The 19,689-nt window shown below is 64.0% G+C and carries 20 protein-coding genes; 1 reads left to right on the forward strand and 19 read right to left on the reverse strand.

The annotated features are described in order from the left end of the window. Positions 1–19 precede the first annotated feature (19 nt). The 16 genes from ACETMP_RS08150 to ACETMP_RS08225 all read right to left on the reverse strand — a co-directional run bounded on the left by ACETMP_RS08150 (position 20) and on the right by ACETMP_RS08225 (position 17,238). Complete coding sequence (locus ACETMP_RS08150) at positions 20–1,528, reverse strand: NADH-quinone oxidoreductase subunit M (RefSeq protein WP_375160550.1); 1,509 nt, start codon at positions 1,526–1,528, stop codon at positions 20–22. After that, a complete protein-coding gene (nuoL, locus tag ACETMP_RS08155) occupies positions 1,529–3,628 on the reverse strand; it encodes an NADH-quinone oxidoreductase subunit L (RefSeq protein ID WP_375160551.1) in 2,100 nt (699 codons plus the stop codon). Between the two features lie 8 nt (positions 3,629–3,636). Further along, the gene (gene nuoK, locus ACETMP_RS08160; RefSeq protein WP_008547737.1) at positions 3,637–3,945 is read right to left on the reverse strand and encodes an NADH-quinone oxidoreductase subunit NuoK; all 309 of its coding nucleotides are present in this window, start codon (positions 3,943–3,945) and stop codon (positions 3,637–3,639) included. Beyond that, positions 3,942–4,580, reverse strand: a complete 639-nt coding sequence (locus ACETMP_RS08165; RefSeq protein WP_061027048.1) for an NADH-quinone oxidoreductase subunit J — start codon at positions 4,578–4,580, stop codon at positions 3,942–3,944. The genes nuoK and ACETMP_RS08165 overlap by 4 nt, the downstream gene beginning before the upstream one ends. Before the next feature lie 137 nt (positions 4,581–4,717). Next, complete coding sequence (gene nuoI, locus ACETMP_RS08170) at positions 4,718–5,212, reverse strand: NADH-quinone oxidoreductase subunit NuoI (RefSeq protein WP_191093171.1); 495 nt, start codon at positions 5,210–5,212, stop codon at positions 4,718–4,720. Between the two features lie 8 nt (positions 5,213–5,220). Beyond that, positions 5,221–6,288 (reverse strand): NADH-quinone oxidoreductase subunit NuoH, encoded by a 1,068-nt coding sequence (gene nuoH, locus ACETMP_RS08175; RefSeq protein ID WP_131868155.1) that lies wholly within the window; start codon positions 6,286–6,288, stop codon positions 5,221–5,223. A 10-nt stretch (positions 6,289–6,298) separates the two neighbouring features. Then, complete coding sequence (gene nuoG, locus ACETMP_RS08180; RefSeq protein WP_028136071.1) at positions 6,299–8,374, reverse strand: NADH-quinone oxidoreductase subunit NuoG; 2,076 nt, start codon at positions 8,372–8,374, stop codon at positions 6,299–6,301. 5 nt (positions 8,375–8,379) lie between these two features. Further along, positions 8,380–9,705 (reverse strand): NADH-quinone oxidoreductase subunit NuoF, encoded by a 1,326-nt coding sequence (gene nuoF / locus ACETMP_RS08185; RefSeq protein WP_028136070.1) that lies wholly within the window; start codon positions 9,703–9,705, stop codon positions 8,380–8,382. 15 nt (positions 9,706–9,720) lie between these two features. Beyond that, positions 9,721–9,921 carry a hypothetical protein gene (locus tag ACETMP_RS08190; RefSeq protein WP_028136069.1) on the reverse strand — a complete coding sequence of 67 codons (201 nt, stop codon included), beginning with the start codon at positions 9,919–9,921 and terminating at the stop codon, positions 9,721–9,723. After that, positions 9,921–10,532: an NADH-quinone oxidoreductase subunit NuoE gene (nuoE, locus tag ACETMP_RS08195; RefSeq protein ID WP_375160552.1), complete on the reverse strand. Its 612-nt coding sequence runs from the start codon at positions 10,530–10,532 to the stop codon at positions 9,921–9,923. The genes ACETMP_RS08190 and nuoE overlap by 1 nt, the downstream gene beginning before the upstream one ends. A gap of 12 nt (positions 10,533–10,544) precedes the next feature. Continuing rightward, entirely contained in the window at positions 10,545–11,510 is a 966-nt protein-coding gene (locus ACETMP_RS08200; RefSeq protein ID WP_028136067.1) for an FkbM family methyltransferase, read from the reverse strand. Further along, the gene (locus ACETMP_RS08205; RefSeq protein WP_375160553.1) at positions 11,510–12,706 is read right to left on the reverse strand and encodes an NADH-quinone oxidoreductase subunit D; all 1,197 of its coding nucleotides are present in this window, start codon (positions 12,704–12,706) and stop codon (positions 11,510–11,512) included. Before ACETMP_RS08205 ends, ACETMP_RS08200 begins: the two co-directional genes overlap by 1 nt. A 2-nt stretch (positions 12,707–12,708) precedes the next feature. Beyond that, positions 12,709–13,323, reverse strand: coding sequence for an NADH-quinone oxidoreductase subunit C (locus ACETMP_RS08210; protein ID WP_375160554.1), 615 nt, complete (start codon positions 13,321–13,323; stop codon positions 12,709–12,711). An 11-nt stretch (positions 13,324–13,334) separates the two neighbouring features. Further along, positions 13,335–13,922 (reverse strand): NADH-quinone oxidoreductase subunit B family protein, encoded by a 588-nt coding sequence (locus ACETMP_RS08215; protein ID WP_167772036.1) that lies wholly within the window; start codon positions 13,920–13,922, stop codon positions 13,335–13,337. Further along, complete coding sequence (locus ACETMP_RS08220; RefSeq protein WP_008136158.1) at positions 13,913–14,278, reverse strand: NADH-quinone oxidoreductase subunit A; 366 nt, start codon at positions 14,276–14,278, stop codon at positions 13,913–13,915. The genes ACETMP_RS08215 and ACETMP_RS08220 overlap by 10 nt, the downstream gene beginning before the upstream one ends. A gap of 701 nt (positions 14,279–14,979) precedes the next feature. Then, positions 14,980–17,238, reverse strand: coding sequence for a TonB-dependent siderophore receptor (locus tag ACETMP_RS08225; RefSeq protein WP_375160555.1), 2,259 nt, complete (start codon positions 17,236–17,238; stop codon positions 14,980–14,982). A gap of 405 nt (positions 17,239–17,643) precedes the next feature. On the opposite strand from ACETMP_RS08225, the gene ACETMP_RS08230 reads away from it, so the two are divergent. Continuing rightward, on the forward strand, positions 17,644–17,847 hold the full coding sequence (locus ACETMP_RS08230; protein ID WP_375160556.1) for a hypothetical protein: 204 nt from the start codon (positions 17,644–17,646) through the stop codon (positions 17,845–17,847). Between the two features lie 109 nt (positions 17,848–17,956). Here the strand turns inward: ACETMP_RS08230 and ACETMP_RS08235 are convergent, their stop codons facing one another. The 3 genes from ACETMP_RS08235 to ACETMP_RS08245 all read right to left on the reverse strand — a co-directional run bounded on the left by ACETMP_RS08235 (position 17,957) and on the right by ACETMP_RS08245 (position 19,564). Beyond that, positions 17,957–18,268, reverse strand: a complete 312-nt coding sequence (locus ACETMP_RS08235) for a hypothetical protein (RefSeq protein WP_375160557.1) — start codon at positions 18,266–18,268, stop codon at positions 17,957–17,959. Continuing rightward, the gene (locus ACETMP_RS08240) at positions 18,231–19,064 is read right to left on the reverse strand and encodes a hypothetical protein (protein WP_375160558.1); all 834 of its coding nucleotides are present in this window, start codon (positions 19,062–19,064) and stop codon (positions 18,231–18,233) included. The genes ACETMP_RS08235 and ACETMP_RS08240 overlap by 38 nt, the downstream gene beginning before the upstream one ends. 248 nt (positions 19,065–19,312) lie before the next feature. After that, positions 19,313–19,564, reverse strand: a complete 252-nt coding sequence (locus tag ACETMP_RS08245; protein WP_375160559.1) for a hypothetical protein — start codon at positions 19,562–19,564, stop codon at positions 19,313–19,315. Between the last annotated feature and the right edge of the window lie 125 nt (positions 19,565–19,689).

Below are 19,689 nucleotides of genomic sequence, written 5' to 3' on the forward strand. Positions count from 1 at the left end.
GATATCCTGACCTGCCCGATCAATGGAGCAGTGCGGCGGCCTTCACGGCCGTCACGGCATTGTTGTAATTGTTGACGAGTTGCTGGACCGAGGCGGCCGACATGTCGAGCACCGGCTTCGGATAGACGCCGAACAGGATGGTCAGCGCGATCATCGGGAACAGAATCACGCACTCGCGCAGGGTGAGATCCTTCATGCTCGCCAGCGACGGCTTGGCCAGCGCGCCGAACACGACCTTGCGGTAGAGCCACAGCGCATAGGCCGCCGACAGGATCACGCCGAAGCTGGCAAAGAACGCCGTCGGGATCGAGACCTTGAAGGTGCCGAGCAGCGTCATGAACTCGCCGACGAAGCCGCTGGTGCCGGGCAAGCCGACATTGGCCATGGTGAAGACCATGAAGGTCATCGCGTAGAGCGGCATCCGGTTGACGAGGCCGCCATAGGCCGCGATCTCGCGGGTGTGCAGACGGTCATAGACGACGCCGACGCAGAGGAAGAGCGCGCCGGAAACGATGCCGTGCGAGATCATCTGGAACACGCCGCCGGCGACGCCCTGCATGGTGCCGGCGAAGATGCCCATGGTGACGAAGCCCATATGCGCCACCGACGAGTACGCGATCAGCTTCTTCATGTCCTCCTGCATCAAGGCCACCAGCGAGGTGTAGATGATGGCGATGGCCGAGAGCGTGAAGATCAGCGGTGCGAAGTCGTGCGAGGCAAGCGGGAACATCGGCAGCGAGAAGCGCAGGAAGCCGTAGCCGCCCATCTTCAGCAGGATCGCGGCGAGCACCACCGAGCCCGCGGTCGGCGCCTCGACGTGCGCGTCCGGAAGCCAGGTGTGCACCGGCCACATCGGCATCTTCACCGCGAAGGAAGCGAAGAAGGCGAGCCAGGCCCAGGTCTGCAACGACCGTGGCACGGCCGTGTGCATCAGCGTCGGAATGTCGGTGGTGCCGCCGTTCCAGTACAGCGCCATGATGGCGAGCAGCATCAGGACCGAGCCGAGCAGCGTGTAGAGGAAGAACTTGAACGACGCGTAGACCCGACGCGGGCCGCCCCAGACGCCGATGATCAGGAACATCGGGATCAGGCCGCCCTCGAAGAACAGGTAGAACAGCACGAGATCGAGCGCCGAGAAGGTGCCGATCATCAGCGTTTCCAGGATCAGGAACGCCATCATGTATTCGCGGACGCGGTTGGTGATCGCCTTCCAGCTCGCGATGATGCAAAACGGCATCACGGCGGTGGTGAGGATCACCAACGGCAGCGAGATGCCGTCGACGCCCATGTGGTAGGTGATGCCGGTGGCGAGCCAGTTCGCCTTCTCGACGAACTGGAAGTCGGGATTGGCGGGATCGAAGCGCATGACCAGGATCACCGACACCGCGAAGGTGATCAGCGTGGTCCAGAGCGCGATCCAGCGCGAGTTGCGCTTGGCCGCCTCGTCGTCGCCGCGGCTGAGATAGACGATCAGCGCGCCGACCAGCGGCAGGAACGTCGTGACCGAAAGGATGGGCCAGGTTGTCATTTACTGGCCTCCAAAGCCGAACATGAACCAGGTGATCAGGCCGGCGGCACCGATCAGCATGGCGAACGCGTAGTGATAGAGATAGCCGGTCTGGATCTTGACGACGTTGCGGGTGACATCAAGCACGCGGGCCGAGACGCCGTCGGGGCCGAAGCCATCGATGACGAAGCCGTCCCCCTTCTTCCAGAGCTGGTAGCCGATCCACTTCGCCGGACGGACGAAGATGATGTCGTAGAGCTCGTCGAAGTACCATTTGTTGAGCAGGAACTGGTACAGCATCGGCTGCGTGTTCGCGAGCTCGACCGGCAGATAGGGCCGGCGGATGTAGAACAGATACGAGACCAGGAAGCCCAGCACCATCATGACCGTCGGCAGGAACGCGATGGTCTGCGGGATGTGGTGCATCTCCTCGATGATATGCGGGTTCATCTTCACGGACTCGCGGAAGAATTCCTCGACGCCGTGACCGGCGAACAGCTCCTTGAACGGGAACCCTGCGACGAACGAGCCGACCGCGAGCACGCCGATCGGGACCAGGATCCAGAGCGGAGCTTCATGCGCGGCCTCGTAATGGTGCTCGTCATGCGGCTCGCCGTGGAAGGTCTTGAAGATCATGCGCCAGGAGTAGAACGAGGTCAGGCCGGCGGCGACGATCGTCATCAGGAAGCCGTACATCCCGAACGGATTGTGCGAGGCGTAGGCCGCTTCGATGATGGCGTCCTTGGAGAAGTAGCCGGCGGTGAGCGGGAAGCCGGTCAGCGCCAGGGTGCCGACCACCATCACCGCATAGGTATAGGGGATCTTCTTCCAGAGCCCGCCCATGTTGCGGATGTCCTGCTCGTGGTGCATCGCGTAGATCACCGAGCCGGAGCCCAAGAACAGCAGCGCCTTGAAGAAGGCGTGCGTGAACAGATGGAACATGCCGACCGAATAGGCCCCCGCTCCCATCGCCACGAACATGTAGCCGAGCTGCGAGCAGGTCGAGTAGGCGACGATGCGCTTGATGTCGTTCTGGACGAGGCCGATCGTGGCCGCGAAGAACGCCGTGGTGGCACCAAAGAACATCACGACGGCCTGCGCGGTCGGGGCGAGCTCGAACAGCGGCGACAGGCGCGCCACCATGAACACGCCGGCTGTGACCATGGTCGCGGCATGGATCAGCGCCGACACGGGGGTCGGGCCTTCCATCGCGTCCGGCAACCAGGTGTGCAGCAGGAATTGCGCCGACTTGCCCATCGCGCCCATGAACAGCAACAGGCAGGTCAGGGTCAGCGCATCGGCGTGCCAGCCGAGGAAGTTGATGGCCTTCCCGGTCAGGCCCGGGGCGGCATGGAAGATCGTCTCGAAATCGGTCGAGCCGACCAACATGAAGACGGCGAAGATGCCGAGCGCGAAACCGAAGTCGCCGACGCGGTTGACCACGAAAGCCTTGATGGCGGCCGCGTTCGCCGACGGCTTCTGGTACCAGAAGCCGATCAAGAGGTAGCTGGCGAGACCGACGCCTTCCCAGCCGAAGAACAGCTGCACGAGGTTGTCCGCCGTCACCAGCATCAGCATCGCGAAGGTGAACAGGCTGAGATAGCCGAAGAAGCGCGGCCGGTTCGGGTCCTCGTCCATGTAGCCGATGGAATAGAGGTGCACGAGCGAGGACACGGTGGTCACCACCACCAGCATCACGGCAGTGAGCGTGTCGACCCGCAGCGTCCACCAGACCTGGAGATCGCCGGAGAAGATCCAGGGCAGCAGCTGAATGCGGGCGTCATGGTGCATGAAGCCGACATCGACCAGCGTCATCCAGGACAGCGCGGCCGAGACGAACAGCAGCCCCGTCGTGATCAGCTCCGCAGCGCGCGAGCCGGCGGCCGGCGGCTCGGCCGGGCCGTGAGCGTGATCGTCGCGGCCATGGTCGTCATGGCCGTGGGCGTCATGGCCGTGAGCGTCATGGGCCGTCGAGGCGTGAGCGTCGCCGTGGCCATGTCCGTGGTCGCCGTGATGCTCGACCTCGTCGCCCGAGGGGTTGCGGGCATGCGCGCCGACAAGCGCGATCAGGCCGGCCAAAATGGCGCCCAAGAGAGGCAGGAAAACGATTGCCTGAACCATTTGAGAGCTCAGCCCTTCATCAGATTGACGTCCTCAACCGCGATCGAGCCGCGGTTGCGGAAATAGACCACCAGGATGGCAAGACCGATCGCAGCTTCAGCCGCTGCGACGGTGAGCACCAGCAGCGCGAAGACCTGGCCGACGATGTCGCCGAGGAAGGTCGAGAATGCCACGAGGTTGATATTGACCGAGAGCAGGATCAGCTCGATCGACATCAGGATGACGATGATGTTCTTGCGGTTCAGGAAGATGCCGAGGATGCCGAGCGTGAACAGGATCGCGCCGACCGCCAGGTAATGTCCGAGCCCGATCGTCATTTCACCCACTCCGCCGCATCGGCATCCGAGAGCCCCTGCCCCGGCGCCACCTTGCGCATCGCCATCGCCATCTCGGGCGTGCGCGCGTTCTGCACGTTGATGTCCTGCCGCTTCACGCTCGCCTTGTGGCGCAGCGTCAGCACGATGGCGCCGATCATGGCGACCAGCAGCACCATGCCCGAGAGCTGGAAGTAGTGGATGTACTTCGTATAGAGCACGAGCCCGAGCGCCTCGGTGTTGGAGACGTTGGCCGGGATCGCCGCCGTGATCGTCTTGGACACGCCGGGATTGATGACCCAGAAGCCGACGGTGAGCAGCAGCTCGAACAGGAAGATGCCGCCGATCACCAGGCCGACCGGCAGGTACTCGATGAAGCCCTCGCGCAGCTCGAGAAAATCGACGTCGAGCATCATGATCACGAACAGGAACAGCACGGCGACCGCGCCGACATAGACGACGATCAGCATCATGCCGAGGAATTCGGCGCCCATCAGCACGAACAGGCCGGAGGCGTTGACGAAGGCCAGGATCAGGTACAGCACGGAGTGCACGGGATTGCGCGAGACAATCACCATCACCGCCGAGGCGACGCAGACGCCGGCGAACAGATAGAAGAACAGCGCGGGAAGGATCATCGGGCATTCCCCGTCATTCCGGGGCGCGGGCAAAGCCCGCGAACCCGGAATCTGGAGGTTGTGGCGCGAGATTCCGGGCTCGCGCTTCGCGCGCCCCGGAATGACGAGAGGTTGGCGAGATGGATCATGCCCTCACCTCACCGGTACGGCGCATCGAGCTCGATCGCTTTCGCGATCTCGCGTTCCCAGCGGTCGCCGTTGGCGAGCAGCTTGGCCTTGTCATAGAACAGTTCCTCGCGGGTCTCGGTCGCGAACTCGAAGTTCGGACCTTCGACGATGGCGTCCACAGGACAGGCCTCCTGGCAGAGGCCGCAATAGATGCACTTCACCATGTCGATGTCGTAGCGCACGGTGCGGCGGGTGCCGTCGTTGCGGCGCGGGCCGGCTTCGATGGTGATGGCCTGCGCCGGGCAGACCGCTTCGCACAGCTTGCAGGCGATGCAGCGCTCTTCGCCGTTCGGATAACGGCGCAGCGCGTGCTCGCCGCGAAAGCGCGGCGAGATCGGGCCCTTCTCGAACGGATAGTTCAGCGTCGGCTTCGGCTGGAAGAAATAGCGCATGGCGAGGAAGAACGCCGAGACGAATTCCGACAGCAGAAGCGAGCGTGCAGTGGCGTTGACGTTGATACCCATGACAGCCCTCACTTCGGCGCGATGCCGGCGAAATGCAGCACGCCGGCCACCACGATCACCATCACCAGCGACAGCGGCAGGAACACCTTCCAGCCGAGGCGCATCAATTGATCGTAGCGGTAGCGGGGCACGATCGCCTTCGCCATCGCGAACAGGAAGAACATGAAGAACAGTTTCAGCGAGAACCAGATGATCCCCGGCACCCAGTTGAAGGGCGGCAGGTCCACCGGCGGCAGCCAGCCTCCGAGGAACAGGATCGTCGCCAGCGCGCACATCGTGACGATCGCGACATATTCGCCGAGCATGAACAGCAGATACGGCGTCGAGCCGTATTCGACCATGAAGCCGGCGACGAGCTCGGATTCGGCTTCGACGAGGTCGAAGGGCGGACGGTTGGTTTCCGCCAGCGCCGAAACGTAGAACACCACGAACATCGGGAACAGCGGCCAGACGTACCAGTTCAGGATGGTGAGCTGCGGCAGCCCGATCAGGCTGGCGAGGCCGCGCGCATGCTGGGCCTCGACCACGGCCGACAGATTCAGCGTGCCGGCGCAGAGCAGCACCGTGATGATGACGAAGCCGATCGAGACTTCGTACGAGACCATCTGCGCCGCCGAGCGCAGCGCGGCCAGGAACGGATACTTCGAGTTCGACGACCAGCCGGCCATGATGATGCCGTAGATCGACAGCGACGAGATCGCGAAGATGAAGAGGACGCCGACATTGATGTCGGCGATCACCCAGCCGAGATTGGTCGGGATCACGGCCCAGGCGGCGAGCGCGAGCACGCATGACACCAGCGGCGCCAGCAGGAACACGCCCTTGTTGGCGCCGGCCGGAATGATCGGCTCCTTGAGCACGAACTTGAGCAGGTCGGCGAAGGATTGCAGCAGGCCCCAGGGGCCGACCACGTTCGGGCCGCGCCGGATCTGCACCGCCGCCCAGATCTTGCGGTCGGCGAGCAGGATGTAGGCGATCGCCACCAAGAGGACGACGAGCACCAACACGCTCTGCGCGACCATGATGATCAGCGGCCAGAGGAAACCGGTCCAGAATGCGCTTTCGAAGAATTCCATCAGATCACGCTCACTCCGCTGCGGTCAGCATGTGCCCGGAGGCGAGGCGCGAGCATTCCGCCATCACGGCGGACGCACGCGCGATTGGGTTGGTCAAATAGAAGTCCTCGACCAGCGGCTTGAACGGCGCCTTCTCGGGCGAGCCGCCCTTCCCCGCCAGCTTCTTGATCTGGTCGGCGGAGCCGGCCTCGATCTGGTCGAGACGGATCAGGTGCGGCACGGCCTTGAAGATCGCCTGGCGCAGCTGCGCAAGCGAGTCATAGCCGAGCTTCTTGCCGAGCGCTTCCGACAGCGCGCGGATGATCGCCCAGTCCTCGCGGGCTTCGCCCGGCGGGAACGCGGCGCGGCCCGTCATCTGCACGCGGCCCTCGGTGTTGACATAGATCGCGGACTTCTCGGTGTAAGCGGCCGCCGGCAAGATCACGTCGGCGCGGTGCGCGCCGCGGTCGCCATGGGTGCCGATATAGACGACGAAGGTGCCGTCAGGCGCGCTGATCTCGTCGGCGCCGAGCAGGAACAGCAGGTCGAGCGTGCCGAAGGTCGTCATCTGCGCGGCGTTGAGGCCGCCGCCGGTCGCGGAGAAGCCGATGTCGAGCGCGCCGACGCGCGAGGCGGTCTCATGCAGCACGCCGAAGCCGTTCCAGCCATCCTTGAGCGCGCCGACGTCGAGCGCGAGCTTGGCAGCGGCCGCGAGGATGGCGGCGCCGTCGTGACGCGAGGTGGCGCCTGCACCGACCAGGATTATCGGATTCTTGGCGCTCTTCAGCACGTCGATGAAGGAATGCTTGCCGGCCGCGAGCTCACCGAGCGTCTCGGTGCCCGCGCCGAGATGATCGTAGTCGTAAGTGAGATCGGCTTTGGAGCCGATCACGCCGACCTTGAAGCCGCCGGCGCGCCAGCGCTTGCGGATGCGGGCGTTGAACACGGCCGCCTCTTTGCGCGGATTGGCGCCGATGATGAGCAGCGCATCGGCCTGCTCGACGCCCGCCAGCGTCGGGTTGAAGATGTAGGAGCCACGGCCGAGCGCGGGATCGAAGGCATCGCCGCCCTGCACCGCCAGATTGCCGGAGCCGAACTTCGCGAGCAGGTCCTTCAGCGCGAACATCTCTTCGACACCGGCGAGGTCGCCGGCGATCGCGCCGATGCGCTTGCCGTCGGTGCGCGCCGCCTTGGCGGCGATCGCGGCAAAGGCCTCCTGCCAAGTGGCAGCGCGCAGCTTGCCGGCTTCGCGGACATAGGGGCGGTCGAGCCGCTGGGTGCGCAGGCCGTCGACGACGTGGCGGGTCTTGTCGGAGATCCACTCCTCGTTCACGGCCTCGTTGATGCGCGGCAGGATGCGCATCACCTCGCGGCCGCGGGTGTCGACGCGGATCGCAGAGCCCACGCCGTCCATGACGTCGATCGACTGGGTCTTGCCGAGCTCCCACGGACGCGCCGCGAAGGCATAGGGCTTCGAGGTCAAGGCGCCGACCGGGCAGATGTCGACGAGGTTGCCCTGCAATTCCGAGGTCAGGGCGTGCTCGAGATAGGTCGTGATCTCCATGTCCTCGCCGCGGCCGGTGGCGCCCATCTCTGGGGCGCCGGCGACCTCCGCCGAGAAGCGGACGCAGCGCGTGCACTGAATGCAGCGGTTCATCGAGGTCTTGACCAGCGCACCGAGATATTTGTCCTCGACGGCGCGCTTGTTCTCGGCAAAGCGGCTGGTGTCGACACCATAGCCCATCGCCTGGTCCTGCAGGTCGCACTCGCCGCCCTGGTCGCAGATCGGACAGTCCAGCGGATGGTTGATCAGCAGGAACTCCATCACGCCTTCGCGCGCCTTCTTCACCATCGGCGAACGCGTCGAGATTTCCGGCGGCTCGCCCTTGGGGCCCGGACGGCAGTCGCGCACGCCCCAGGCGCAGCTCGCGACCGGCTTCGGGCCGCCCTTCACCTCGACGAGGCACATCCGGCAATTGCCGGCGATCGACAGCCGCTCGTGATAGCAGAAGCGCGGAATCTCGGCGCCGGCCGCCTCGCACGCCTGAAGCAGCGTGTACTCCGGCGGGACATCGATCTCTTTGCCGTCGATGATGAGCTTGGTCATTTGTCTTACTCCGCCGCGACCATGTTCACGGGATCGCGGACGCCGATATCGTCAATGTCTGCCCTGTGCGAATATTGGTCGATGCGCGCTTCGATCTCGTGACGGAAATGCGCGATCAGGCCCTGGATCGGCCATGCCGCCGCATCGCCCAGCGCGCAGATGGTGTGGCCTTCGACCTGCTTGGTCACCTCGAGCAGCATGTCGATCTCGCGCTTGTGGGCGCGGCCTTCGGCCATGCGGGTCAAGACGCGCCACATCCAGCCCGTGCCCTCGCGGCACGGCGTGCACTGGCCGCAGCTCTCGTGCTTGTAGAAATAGGAGATGCGGGCGATGGCGCGGATCAGATCGGTCGACTTATCCATCACGATCACGGCCGCGGTGCCGAGGCCCGAGCGCAGCTTGCTCAAGGAGTCGAAATCCATCGGCGTGTCGATGATCTGCTCGGCCGGCACCATGCGCACCGACGAGCCGCCGGGGATCACCGCCTTGAGATTGTCCCAGCCGCCGCGGATGCCGCCGCAATGCTTCTCGATCAGCTCACGGAACGGAATGCCCATGGCCTCTTCGACGTTGCAGGGCCGCTCGACATGGCCGGAGATGCAGAACAGCTTGGTGCCGACATTGTTCGGACGGCCGATGCCGGCGAACCAGGCCGCGCCGCGGCGCAGGATGTCCGGCGCAACCGCGATGGACTCGACGTTGTTGACGGTGGTCGGGCAGCCGAACAGGCCGACATTGGCCGGGAACGGCGGCTTCAGGCGCGGCTGGCCCTTCTTGCCTTCGAGGCTTTCGAGCAGCGCGGTCTCCTCGCCGCAGATATAGGCGCCGGCGCCGTGCGCGACGTAGATGTCGAACGGCCAGCCGTTGACGTTGTCCTTGCCGACCAGCTTGGCCTCATAGGCCTGGTCGATCGCGGCCTGCAGGCGCTCGCGCTCGCGGATGAACTCGCCGCGGACGTAGATGTAGCAGGCATGCGCGTTCATCGCGAAGCTGGCGATCAGGCAGCCCTCGACCAGGAGATGCGGATCGTGCCGCATGATCTCGCGATCCTTGCAGGTGCCGGGCTCGGACTCGTCGGCGTTGACGACGAGATAGCTGGGACGACCGTCGGTGGATTCCTTCGGCATGAAGGACCATTTCAGGCCGGTCGGGAAGCCGGCGCCGCCGCGGCCGCGCAGCCCTGAGGCCTTCATCTCGTTGATGATCCAGTCGCGACCCTTGTCGATGATGGCCTTGGTGCCATCCCAGGCGCCCCGGCGCCGCGCGCCCTCGAGCCCCCAATCGTGGAGGCCGTAGAGGTTCTTGAAGATGCGGTCCTTGTCCTCGAGCATGTCAGTGCTTTCCGATCAACGAGTGGACTGCTTGTAGGCAAGTCCGGCGGCGCAGACTGCGAAGAACAGCGCCCAGAGCAGGCTGGTCTCCTGCGACGCGTTCAGGAAGAAACGCTGCAGCAGGAACATGAAGGCGGCCGCGATCGCGGCGTGCATGGCGACGAAGCCCCATTTCTTCACGACCTCGGTCCCTCCGATTGCGACGAGATCACGCATCAGCTGATCTCCTTCAATGTGGTCGGCCCGGTGATCGGCGCCGAGAACTGGCGGCCGTTCTGCGGACCGGGCTTGGGCGGATTGCCCGAGGCGAAGCCGTCGAGCACCTTGCCGAAGCTTTCCTTGGTCAGGTCCTCATAGGTGTCCTTGCCGATCAGCACCATCGGCGCGTTCACGCAGGCGCCCAGGCACTCCACCTCTTCCCAGCTGAAATTGCCGTCCTTGGACAGATGGAACGGCTCGTGATGGATGCGGTGCTCGCAGACGTGGATCAGATCCTCGGCGCCGCGCAACCGGCAGGGCGTGGTGCCGCAGACCTGGACGTGGGCCTTCTTGCCGACGGGGGCGAGCTGGAACATCGTGTAGAAGGTCGCAACCTCCAGCACCCGGATATAGGGCATGTCGAGCATGTCGGCGATGACGCGGATCGCGGCTTCCGAGACCCAGCCCTCGTTCTGCTCCTGCGCGCGCCAGAGGATGGCGATGACGGCCGAGGCCTGCCGTCCGGCCGGATATTTCGCGATCTGCTGCCTGGCGAACGCAAGGTTCTCCTCCGTGAACGCAAAGCTCGCGGGCTGGACTTCCTTCGGTGCTAATCGACGAACGGACATCTCTTCAATCTCTCACTGCATACGGCGCGCGGTCTTCGCATTCAGGGCTTCGATCCTGTCCTGCCAGAATGCGCTTGCGGTGCCGAAAACGTTGTAGCCGACGTGGGTCGAAACCTTGATGCGGTCGAGGATCGACAGCTCGGTCACGGTCTCCATCCGTCTGCTGCGCGGATCGAACACGATCAGCTTCAGCGGGGTCTGTTCGAGGATGTAGCGCGACACGGAGTGATTGCGGTCGCTGCCGTGCTCCTCGCACATGATGACGCTGTCGGCCTGGAGCAGCCGGGCGCCGCCCTTGATCGCCTCGATCTCAACGCCCTCGACGTCGAGCTTGATCAGGTATTTGCCTGATGCCGCGACCTTGCCGTCCTCGATCAGATCGTCGAGCGAGATGACCGGCACCTCCTCACCGCCCGCCGAGGGATCGCCGGCGATGCTGAAGGCCTCGTGCTTGGTGCCCGACAGATGCGCGGTGCCGCGGACGGCGCCGATCGCGCATTTCATCGTCTCGAAGCGATTGCCGTTGACGCGGGCGTTGTTGACGAGCTTCGGATAGTTCTGCCCCGACGGCTCGATCGCGATCGCCTTGTGCGCGCCGAACGGCTTGCTCGACACCAGCACCGACCAATAGCCGTAATTGGCGCCGCAATCGAGCAAGGTGTAGTCGACGTCGATGGAGTCGGCGAACAAGAGCTCGAGCTCGTCCTCGTAATTGTAGGTGCGGTTGAGCAACTTGCTCCAATAGCCGTCGCCATAGGGGAATTCGAACACGGCGTCGGGATTGAGCCTGATCGCGATGTTGCGCTCGGGCAGCGTCTTGCGCAGCAGGTTCGCGCAGGCGATGTAGCCCATGTGCGAGAAGTGCGAGGAGATCTTCGATCCCGTCACCAGCGCCAAGGCAGCCGTCCGCTCCCACAGGTTGGCCCCTTCCAGGGCCCCCGAGGCGCGGTCGAACTGGATTGGCGCCTGCTGCCCCATCAACGATCGACCTCTCCGAACACAATGTCGAGCGAGCCGAGGATCGCCGAGACGTCGGCGAGCAGATGGCCGCGGCAGATGTGGTCCATGGCCTGCAGATGGGCAAAGCCCGGCGCGCGGATCTTGCACTTGTAGGGCTTGTTGGTGCCGTCGGCGATCAGGTAGACGCCGAACTCGCCCTTGGGCGCCTCGACCGCGGCGTAGACTTCGCCGGCCGGCACGTGCACGCCCTCGGTGTAGAGCTTGAAGTGGTGGATCAGCGCTTCCATCGAGCGCTTCATCTCGCCGCGCCGCGGCGGCGCCACCTTGTTGTCCTCGACGACGACGGGGCCCTTGCCGTCAGGCGCGTTCAGCTTCTGGATGCACTGCTTCATGATGCGCACGGACTGACGCATCTCTTCCATGCGGATCAGATAGCGGTCGTAGCAATCGCCGTTCTTGCCGATCGGAATGTCGAAATCCATCTCGGCGTAGCATTCGTAGGGCTGCGACTTGCGCAGGTCCCAGGCCGCGCCCGAGCCGCGCACCATCACGCCGGAGAAGCCCCACTCCCAGGCTTCCTTCAGCGGCACCACGCCGATGTCGACGTTGCGCTGCTTGAAGATGCGGTTGGCGGTGAGCAGGCGGTCGAGATCGTCGACGACCTTCAGGAACGGATCGCACCAGGCCTCGATGTCGTCGACCAGCTTCTGCGGCAGATCCTGATGCACGCCGCCGACGCGGAAGTAGGCTGCGTGCATACGGCTGCCCGAGGCGCGCTCGTAGAACACCATCAGCTTCTCGCGCTCCTCGAAGCCCCACAGCGGCGGGGTCAGCGCGCCGACGTCCATCGCCTGCGTGGTGACGTTGAGAAGGTGAGAGAGAATGCGGCCGATCTCGCAATAGAGCACGCGGATCAGCTGGCCGCGGCGCGGCACCTCGATGCCGAGCAGCTTCTCGGCGGCGAGGCAGAAGGCGTGCTCCTGGTTCATCGGCGCGACGTAGTCGAGCCGGTCGAAGTACGGGATCGCCTGCAGGTAGGTCTTCTGCTCGATCAGCTTTTCGGTGCCGCGGTGCAGCAGGCCGATATGCGGGTCGACGCGAGCGACCACCTCACCATCCAGTTCGAGCACAAGACGCAGAACGCCGTGCGCCGCCGGATGCTGCGGTCCAAAATTGATGGTGAAGTTGCGAAGCTGTTCGGGTTGCTCGTTCATGATCAGACCTTCGGCCCCGCTTTTTCATCCCCCGGAAGCACGGGATAATCCGCCCCCTCCCACGGCGACAAAAAGTCGAACTTGCGGAATTCCTGGTTGAGCCGCACCGGCTCGTACACCACCCGCTTCTCCTGGTCGTCGTAGCGGACCTCGACGAAACCGGTGGTTGGGAAATCCTTGCGCAGCGGATGCCCCTCGAAGCCGTAATCGGTGAGGATGCGGCGCATGTCGGGATGGCCGACGAAGAACACGCCGTAGAGGTCGTAGGCTTCGCGCTCGAACCAGTCGGCGCCGGGGAACACGTCGATCAGCGACGGCACCTGCGTGGTCTCGTCGGCCTGGGCCTTGAGCCGGATCCGCGCGTTCAGGGTCGGGGACAGGAAGTGATAGATCACGTCGAAGCGCTTTTCGCGCGACGGATAGTCCGCGGCCGTGATGTCGGTGAAGTTGACGAAGCGGCAGCTGGGGTCGTCGCGGAGGTACTTGACCACCTCGACGATCCTGCTGGCCTCGACATCGACCGTCAGCTGGTTGAAGGCGACCGAATGACCGGTGGCGGCGCCCGGAAGCGCGCTAACGATCGTCTGCCCCAGGGCGTCGAGCTTGGCGTCGTCCATGACGTAAAACCTTAGCGTTCGATGGTGCCGGTACGCCGGATCTTCTTCTGCAGCAGCAGCACGCCGTAGAGCAGCGCTTCCGCCGTGGGCGGGCAGCCCGGCACGTAGATGTCGATCGGCACGATGCGGTCGCAGCCGCGCACGACCGAGTAGGAATAGTGATAATAGCCGCCGCCATTGGCGCAGGAGCCCATCGAGATGACGTAGCGCGGCTCGGGCATCTGGTCGTAGACCTTGCGCAGCGCGGGCGCCATCTTGTTGGTCAGCGTGCCTGCGACGATCATCACGTCGGACTGGCGCGGCGAGGCGCGCGGCGCGAAGCCGAAGCGCTCGACGTCGTAGCGCGGCATCGACACCTGCATCATCTCGACCGCGCAGCAGGCGAGACCGAAGGTCATCCACATCAGCGAGCCGGTGCGCGCCCAGGTGATGAGGTCGTCGGTCGCGGCAACGAAGAAGCCCTTGTCGGACAGCTCGGAATTGACCTCGAGGAAGAACGGATCATTGGCCCCGACCGGCTTGCCGGTCGACGGGTCCAGGATGCCCTTGGGGGCCGGCGCGACGACCGGACCCGTGGACGCTGCAGGGGTCAATCCCATTCCAGTGCTCCCTTCTTCCATTCATAGGCGAACCCGACCGTCAGCACGGCGAGGAACACCACCATGGACCAGAAGCCGGTCGCGCCAAGCTTGCCGAACGCCACCGCCCAGGGAAACAGGAACGCCACCTCGAGGTCGAAGATGATGAAGAGGATGGCGACCAGGTAGAAGCGGACGTCGAACTTCATGCGCGCGTCGTCGAAGGCGTTGAAGCCGCACTCATACGCCGACAGCTTTTCCGGATCCGGCTGCTGGAACGCCACGATGAACGGCGCGATCAGCAGCACGAGGCCGATCAGGCCCGCTACTCCTATAAAGACGACGAGTGGAAGATAGTTCTGCAGAATGCCGCTCATTGGCGAGCCCTTTTTCCCGCAGCCTCGGGACAGCCACGGATTCGTCCGATTTGGAATTATTCTGAGCCTTAGCGCAGTGCACCAATGGGCGCAAGACACGCTCTTTTCAGGCCCTTTGCCGCTGCCAGAACGGTGAAAATCCCGAATCACCCCGCGCTGGTATGGAGCAGATCGCAGGGCCCAGCAAGGGCAGCCGCCGGTTTTGCAGGGGAGCAGCGCGGCGATTGCGGCGCGCGGGCCACGGCAGCGTCTTGCCGTCGATCGCCCGAGAAAAATACCGGCTTTTCGGCTGCGGCAACACAGGCAACCCGGGATAGGACCCACTTCAGGAACCTTCGCCCTGTCCCCGCCGGTGACGTCTTGGCTGGCCTTATCCGGGCTGCAACGCCCGAAGGCCCGGGGCTGTCGCAGCCGCGAGCCAAGACAAGTCCAAGTCAAGCTGGAGACACCTATCCACAGGCGCAGGCCATCAGACGAGCCATGCATTGCGGTAGGGACGGAGCCGGCCGGGGGCCCCGCCGCGAGCGCGGCGACGGCGACGTGGAGGGCCGTCGCGCGTGCCGCGCTCGGATGAGCTTCGGGCCGAAGGCATAGCCCGGAAGCTCATCTATCTCCTGAGGGAAGAGTGGCGACAGTCCAACCAGGGACGGAAGGACCGTCGCGATCAGGCCGGTCCGACCGATATCGCCCCTCGCCCCTCCTCACCACTTGTAGGAAACGCTGGCGGTCACGCGCCGGCGATCGCCGTAGAAACATGACGCGGCCGACGCGCAGCTCGCGACGTAGATCTTGTCGGTCAGGTTGATCACGTTCAGCGCGGTACGCCAGTTCTGCCATTCGTAGTGGAGCGCGAGATCGCCGAGCACGACTGCAGGGACCTCGAGCGTATTGGCTGTGTCCGCCCAGGACGAGCCGATGTAGCGCACACCACCGCCGAAGCCGAACCCTGCGAGCGGTCCGTCCCGGAATGTGTAGTCGGCCCAGCCCGAGACCAGAAGTTCAGGCGTGTTGGTCGGCGTCTTGCCGATCAGCGTCGGATCGAGATCCTTGCTCACAAAGAGATTGTAGGACGTGAAGGAGCCGATGAATTTCAGCTCCTTGGTGGCATTGGCCACCGCTTCCAGCTCGATGCCGCGCGAAGTCACCTCGCCGGTCTGATTTTGCAGAAGCGGGACGCTGCCCGGCAATGTGGTCGCCACATTCTGACGGACCAGATCGAAAGCCGAGACCGTGAAATAGCCGTCGAATCCCACCGGCGCGACCTTCACGCCGATTTCGGCCTGCTTGCCGGTCTCCGGCAGGAACAGCTGGTTCGACGCGTTGAGCCCGATGATCGGATTGTAGCTCGTCGAATAGGAGACGTAGGGCGCGATGCCGTTGTCGAAATTGTAGATCAGTCCGGCGCGGCCGCTGAACTTGCTGTCGTCGCGGCTGCCGATCATGGCGCCGGTGTCGCGGGCTTCCTGTGTCGTCTCGACCCAATCGTTGCGGCCGCTCAGCACCAGGGTGAAATTGCCGAGCTTCATCTGGTCCTGGAGATATGTGCCGGCCTGCTTCTGCGTGATGAGGAAGTTACGGAATGGCGCGCTCGGCAAGGAAACCTCGGCTGCCCCATAGGCCGGATTGAAGACGTTGATCGAGGGCACACCGAACCCGAAGGCCTGGTAGTCGTCGATCTGATAGCCTTTCAGGTCAACACCGAACAACATCGTGTGTCGGACCGGACCGGTGTTGAAGCGATACTCGAGCTGGTTGTCGAGATTGGCCTGATTGGCTGTGTTCTTCGCATACCAATTGTAGCGATTGAGCGTCGCCGTATTGATGTTGGCCCAATCGTTGCCGACGTAGCCTCGATAGCTGATGTCGACATGCGCGAAGCGAGCGTTCTGACGGAACGTGAGGTCGTCGGTGAGGTTGCGCTCGAACCGATAGCCCAGCATCTCCTGCTCGCGCGTGAACTTGTCGACGGTGGGGTCGCCGACGAAGAAGCTGGTGGGTATCTTGCCGAACGGCGCGGACGTCACCGTGCCCTGATAGGGCAGGAAGTTTATGCCCCGGGTATCCTGCTTCGAGGCCGAGGCCAGCACCGTGAAGGTGGTGTCGGCATCCGGCTTCCACGTAAACGACGGTGCGATGAAGTAATTGTTGTCCGGCGTGAAGTTGACCTGGGTGCCGCCGTTCTGGACCTGGCCGACCACGCGCGCGAACAGCTTGCCGTTGTCGGGTCCGGTCGCGACCGGGCCGCCCATGTCGAAGCTGACATAGGCATTGCCGAAATTATTGACACCGGTCTCGACGTAGCGGATCGGCTCGGCCGGCGGCATCTTGCTGATGACGTTGACGATGCCGCTCGGGCTTGATCCGCCGTAAAGCACCGCCGACGGACCGCGCAGCACCTCGACCCGCTCCATGTTGGGAGTCTGCAGCTTCCAGCTGGCATAGGACGTGTAGAACAGCTGCGTGCCGTCGAGGAACAGGCCAATATCCTCGGACTTGAAGCCGCGGATCAGCCACCAATCGTTGCGGGTGTCGGTACCGAAAGTGCCTGCCCGCACGCCGGCGGTGTAGCGCAGCACCTCGTCGAGCTTGTTCGGCTTCTGGTCACGGATCTGCTCGGCGCCGATCACCGACACCGATTGCGGCGTCTCGATAATCGGCGTGTTGGTCTTGGTGCCGGACGAGCTTCGCCCGGCGACGTAGCCGTTCACCGGACCGCGCGGCGTCTCGACGAAGCCGACATTGCGCTGCGGTTGCTGCGGTCTGTTTCGAGTGGCGACCTGTTCTGCCCCCCGCGGCAAACGGCGCTGGGGAGTCGTGGCTGCGCGGCGGCGGGCTTCGGGCGCGGTGACGGTCACCGCCGGCAGATTCTGCGCGCCACTCTGCGCGGACGATTGGGCAAGCGATGCCTGCGGCATCAACACCAAAGCGGACGCGGTCGCCAACACGGCCGACCGCAGCATTCCAAGACTGTTCAACGCGCCACCCCAAAGCTGCATGTTCGCGACGACATGCCGCCTGTCCCCGGACGGCATGCGCTCGGACGTCACGCTTATGGGAGGGCGCGAAAATTCCCTAATTGAAAGCTTCTTAGAAGGACTCTTAGAACTGATCCAACATCTCCAAAGATTGCTGCCGGCGCACTCTTCGGATTAACCGATCTACATATCCGCTAGCGGAAGCCTGGACGCTCACCAGGCGCCAGCGGGGCCGGAGCGCCCAGCCGGCCCCCGCCTTCGGCTGCCGAGCGACGAAACCAGCCCGGCGGCGAGATGAAACCATTTTGCGGAACCCGCGAAACCATCCGGAAACAGATGGTCCTTAAGACAGGAGCCATAGACGGCGGCAAAGCCCGTCGGGAGGCTCAGATGAACCACTCAATTCACTCTGCTGATCGTGCGACCCACCTGAAGATCGTGGTGGTGGCGCTGGTGGCTGGCATCATGGTGGCCGGCTTCGGGATCGCAGCCCGCACCAATGCTGATTACAACCAGACTGCCCAGTCCACCCAGGTCATCAAGGCCGGTAAGCCGGTGGTGGTGACCAGCGCGGGGGCGTCGGCGATCCGGTAGGCGACCGAAAGGGCCGATCTGAGAACAAAGGCCGCCCTTCGGGCGGCCTTCTCTTTGGTTTTCAAAGACTTACGAGGAAGTCTTTGAGGTGCTTCGAGAGCTCAGGCCCCTACCAGGTGTAGCGAAGGCCCACCTGCGTACCCGCGATGGAGGTTCCGAGTCCGCCAACTCCAGGCAGAAGCGGGTTCGGCACGTTGATGCTGCTGCCATGAACTTCGAGGTAGGACGCCAGCTGCGGCGTCCAGAGCACGTTGACCTTTGCGGAACCGCGAAGGCCATTGGTACCAATCATGCCGGCCGCAACGGGGACCGCACCTCCAATGGCGCCACCACCGCTCGCATCGACGATCCTGTAGTACTGACCCGAGATCGACGGCTGGATCTTAAAGCCCAGCCAGTCCGCCTCGAATCCGACGCGCATGCCACCGTGAAACTCGGTCGAGATCGCCCGTCTTGCTGCCGAAATTGGCAGTATAGCTCTCCGAATAGGTTACGCCGACCGTGGGCTCGAACCACACCGTGTAGGGGAAGTCGAACCGGTATTGGCCGTTCCAGGTATAGGCCATGCCGCTGCCGTCCGCGGTCGCGGCAAGGGGCAGATTGGACGTGTTGCGAGTCCAGCTTGCGAGCGCGGTGAAGTCAGTCGAGAAACCGCCGTTGATGTACGACAGGGTGCCGGAAGTCGATGGAATTGAACCATCGGTGGTCAGTCCGCCATTCGTGAAGGTGTGCGCCCACGAGTGGGAGCCGGTCCCGATGAAGGTCAGCGCGTCAGTTGCAGTGAAGATACCGATCTTGGTCACATCGACTGCGCCGGTCACCGTCGCAACGCTGACCTGGACCCCGGTCGATTGCGCACTGTCGCCACTGCCGACGAGGTTCACGCCGTAAAGCCAGGCCGCCGGGGACGGCGCTGCAAGTGCCGGAGCCTTGGCGTAGGCCAGCGCACCGAACGGATTGCTGACACCCCTTGCGGCGAACGGATCACGACGGTCGAAATCCGATTCCTCGCCGCTGAAGCGCAGCATTCCAGGAGGAGCAACGACCCTGCGATGCTGAACCTGGTCGCGGACGTTCTGGATGATGGTCTGGACGGCGTTGTTGACGACTTGCTGCGGAACATTGACCTCCTGTGCCGAGGCAGGTCGCGTCGCAAACAGACTAAGCAAAAAAGGTACGGCCACGGCAAAGCCGCGGCGGAGAATTCCTGCCCTCATGGTCTTCGATCAGCCCCCTGCTGGTTCAGCCCGAGCCTTGGCGGGACAAATTCCCGCAAGCTTCTGGCGTCGAATTTATTCGCACAGCACCCCCGGCGTCTTCACCCGATTGGTTGAATGGGGGGTCCGGTCCGTCAAGCGCGCCCAGTTGATGCTCATTTGCAACACTTTCCCGGGCCGCTCTGCGCGCCGAGCAACACTCCAGGTTATGAGACGCAACCCGACGCAGGGTTCGCGCCGAAATCCCTCTACTTCGTCGTCGAGTGGTTTCGCTTCTTCGTGCCCCCACGCGGCGTTGTCGCCTGGCTCAGCTCCGGACTTTTCTTAGGCTTGCCTGCTTCCCGTGCCCGGATGTGCCGCCGCACGTCCTCTCGAACGTTCTGGATGATCGAGTCGCGTGACGACTCGGCCGGATCATTGCAGCGTGCCACGCTGCACAAAGCGACGAGCAGCGGCAGAGCCAGAATCGGCGCACGGGCGAACTTGACTGTCCTGGTCATCCGCAGTCTCCGAACATGTCGCCGGCCTCGACCGCCCGAGCCATCAACACCAGCGTAGCGCGACTGGTTTCACCGCTCGCGGCGTGCAGCCTCTTGGTCGAAGCCTCGCCACTCCCGGTTCACGA

The organism is Bradyrhizobium dasycarpum, assembly GCF_042019905.1.
Taxonomy (GTDB): domain Bacteria; phylum Pseudomonadota; class Alphaproteobacteria; order Rhizobiales; family Xanthobacteraceae; genus Bradyrhizobium; species Bradyrhizobium japonicum_B.

Bases quoted from the DNA above. Each gene is read 5' to 3' on its own strand.
- nuoF (WP_028136070.1), bottom strand. From the start codon at position 9,705: ATGCTCGAGGACAAGGACCGCATCTTCAAGAACCTCTACGGCCTCCAC.
- nuoL (WP_375160551.1), bottom strand. From the start codon at position 3,628: ATGGTTCAGGCAATCGTTTTCCTGCCTCTCTTGGGCGCCATTTTGGCC.
- nuoK (WP_008547737.1), bottom strand. From the start codon at position 3,945: ATGACGATCGGGCTCGGACATTACCTGGCGGTCGGCGCGATCCTGTTC.
- ACETMP_RS08225 (WP_375160555.1), bottom strand. From the start codon at position 17,238: ATGCTGCGGTCGGCCGTGTTGGCGACCGCGTCCGCTTTGGTGTTGATG.
- ACETMP_RS08210 (WP_375160554.1), bottom strand. From the start codon at position 13,323: ATGGACGACGCCAAGCTCGACGCCCTGGGGCAGACGATCGTTAGCGCG.
- ACETMP_RS08190 (WP_028136069.1), bottom strand. From the start codon at position 9,921: ATGCGTGATCTCGTCGCAATCGGAGGGACCGAGGTCGTGAAGAAATGG.
- ACETMP_RS08240 (WP_375160558.1), bottom strand. From the start codon at position 19,064: ATGAGGGCAGGAATTCTCCGCCGCGGCTTTGCCGTGGCCGTACCTTTT.
- ACETMP_RS08245 (WP_375160559.1), bottom strand. From the start codon at position 19,564: ATGACCAGGACAGTCAAGTTCGCCCGTGCGCCGATTCTGGCTCTGCCG.
- nuoE (WP_375160552.1), bottom strand. From the start codon at position 10,532: ATGTCCGTTCGTCGATTAGCACCGAAGGAAGTCCAGCCCGCGAGCTTT.
- ACETMP_RS08150 (WP_375160550.1), bottom strand. From the start codon at position 1,528: ATGACAACCTGGCCCATCCTTTCGGTCACGACGTTCCTGCCGCTGGTC.
- ACETMP_RS08205 (WP_375160553.1), bottom strand. From the start codon at position 12,706: ATGAACGAGCAACCCGAACAGCTTCGCAACTTCACCATCAATTTTGGA.
- nuoI (WP_191093171.1), bottom strand. From the start codon at position 5,212: ATGGGTATCAACGTCAACGCCACTGCACGCTCGCTTCTGCTGTCGGAA.
- ACETMP_RS08235 (WP_375160557.1), bottom strand. From the start codon at position 18,268: ATGCGCGTCGGATTCGAGGCGGACTGGCTGGGCTTTAAGATCCAGCCG.
- nuoH (WP_131868155.1), bottom strand. From the start codon at position 6,288: ATGGAATTCTTCGAAAGCGCATTCTGGACCGGTTTCCTCTGGCCGCTG.
- ACETMP_RS08230 (WP_375160556.1), top strand. From the start codon at position 17,644: ATGAACCACTCAATTCACTCTGCTGATCGTGCGACCCACCTGAAGATC.
- ACETMP_RS08215 (WP_167772036.1), bottom strand. From the start codon at position 13,922: ATGGGATTGACCCCTGCAGCGTCCACGGGTCCGGTCGTCGCGCCGGCC.
- ACETMP_RS08200 (WP_028136067.1), bottom strand. From the start codon at position 11,510: ATGGGGCAGCAGGCGCCAATCCAGTTCGACCGCGCCTCGGGGGCCCTG.
- nuoG (WP_028136071.1), bottom strand. From the start codon at position 8,374: ATGACCAAGCTCATCATCGACGGCAAAGAGATCGATGTCCCGCCGGAG.
- ACETMP_RS08220 (WP_008136158.1), bottom strand. From the start codon at position 14,278: ATGAGCGGCATTCTGCAGAACTATCTTCCACTCGTCGTCTTTATAGGA.
- ACETMP_RS08165 (WP_061027048.1), bottom strand. From the start codon at position 4,580: ATGATCCTTCCCGCGCTGTTCTTCTATCTGTTCGCCGGCGTCTGCGTC.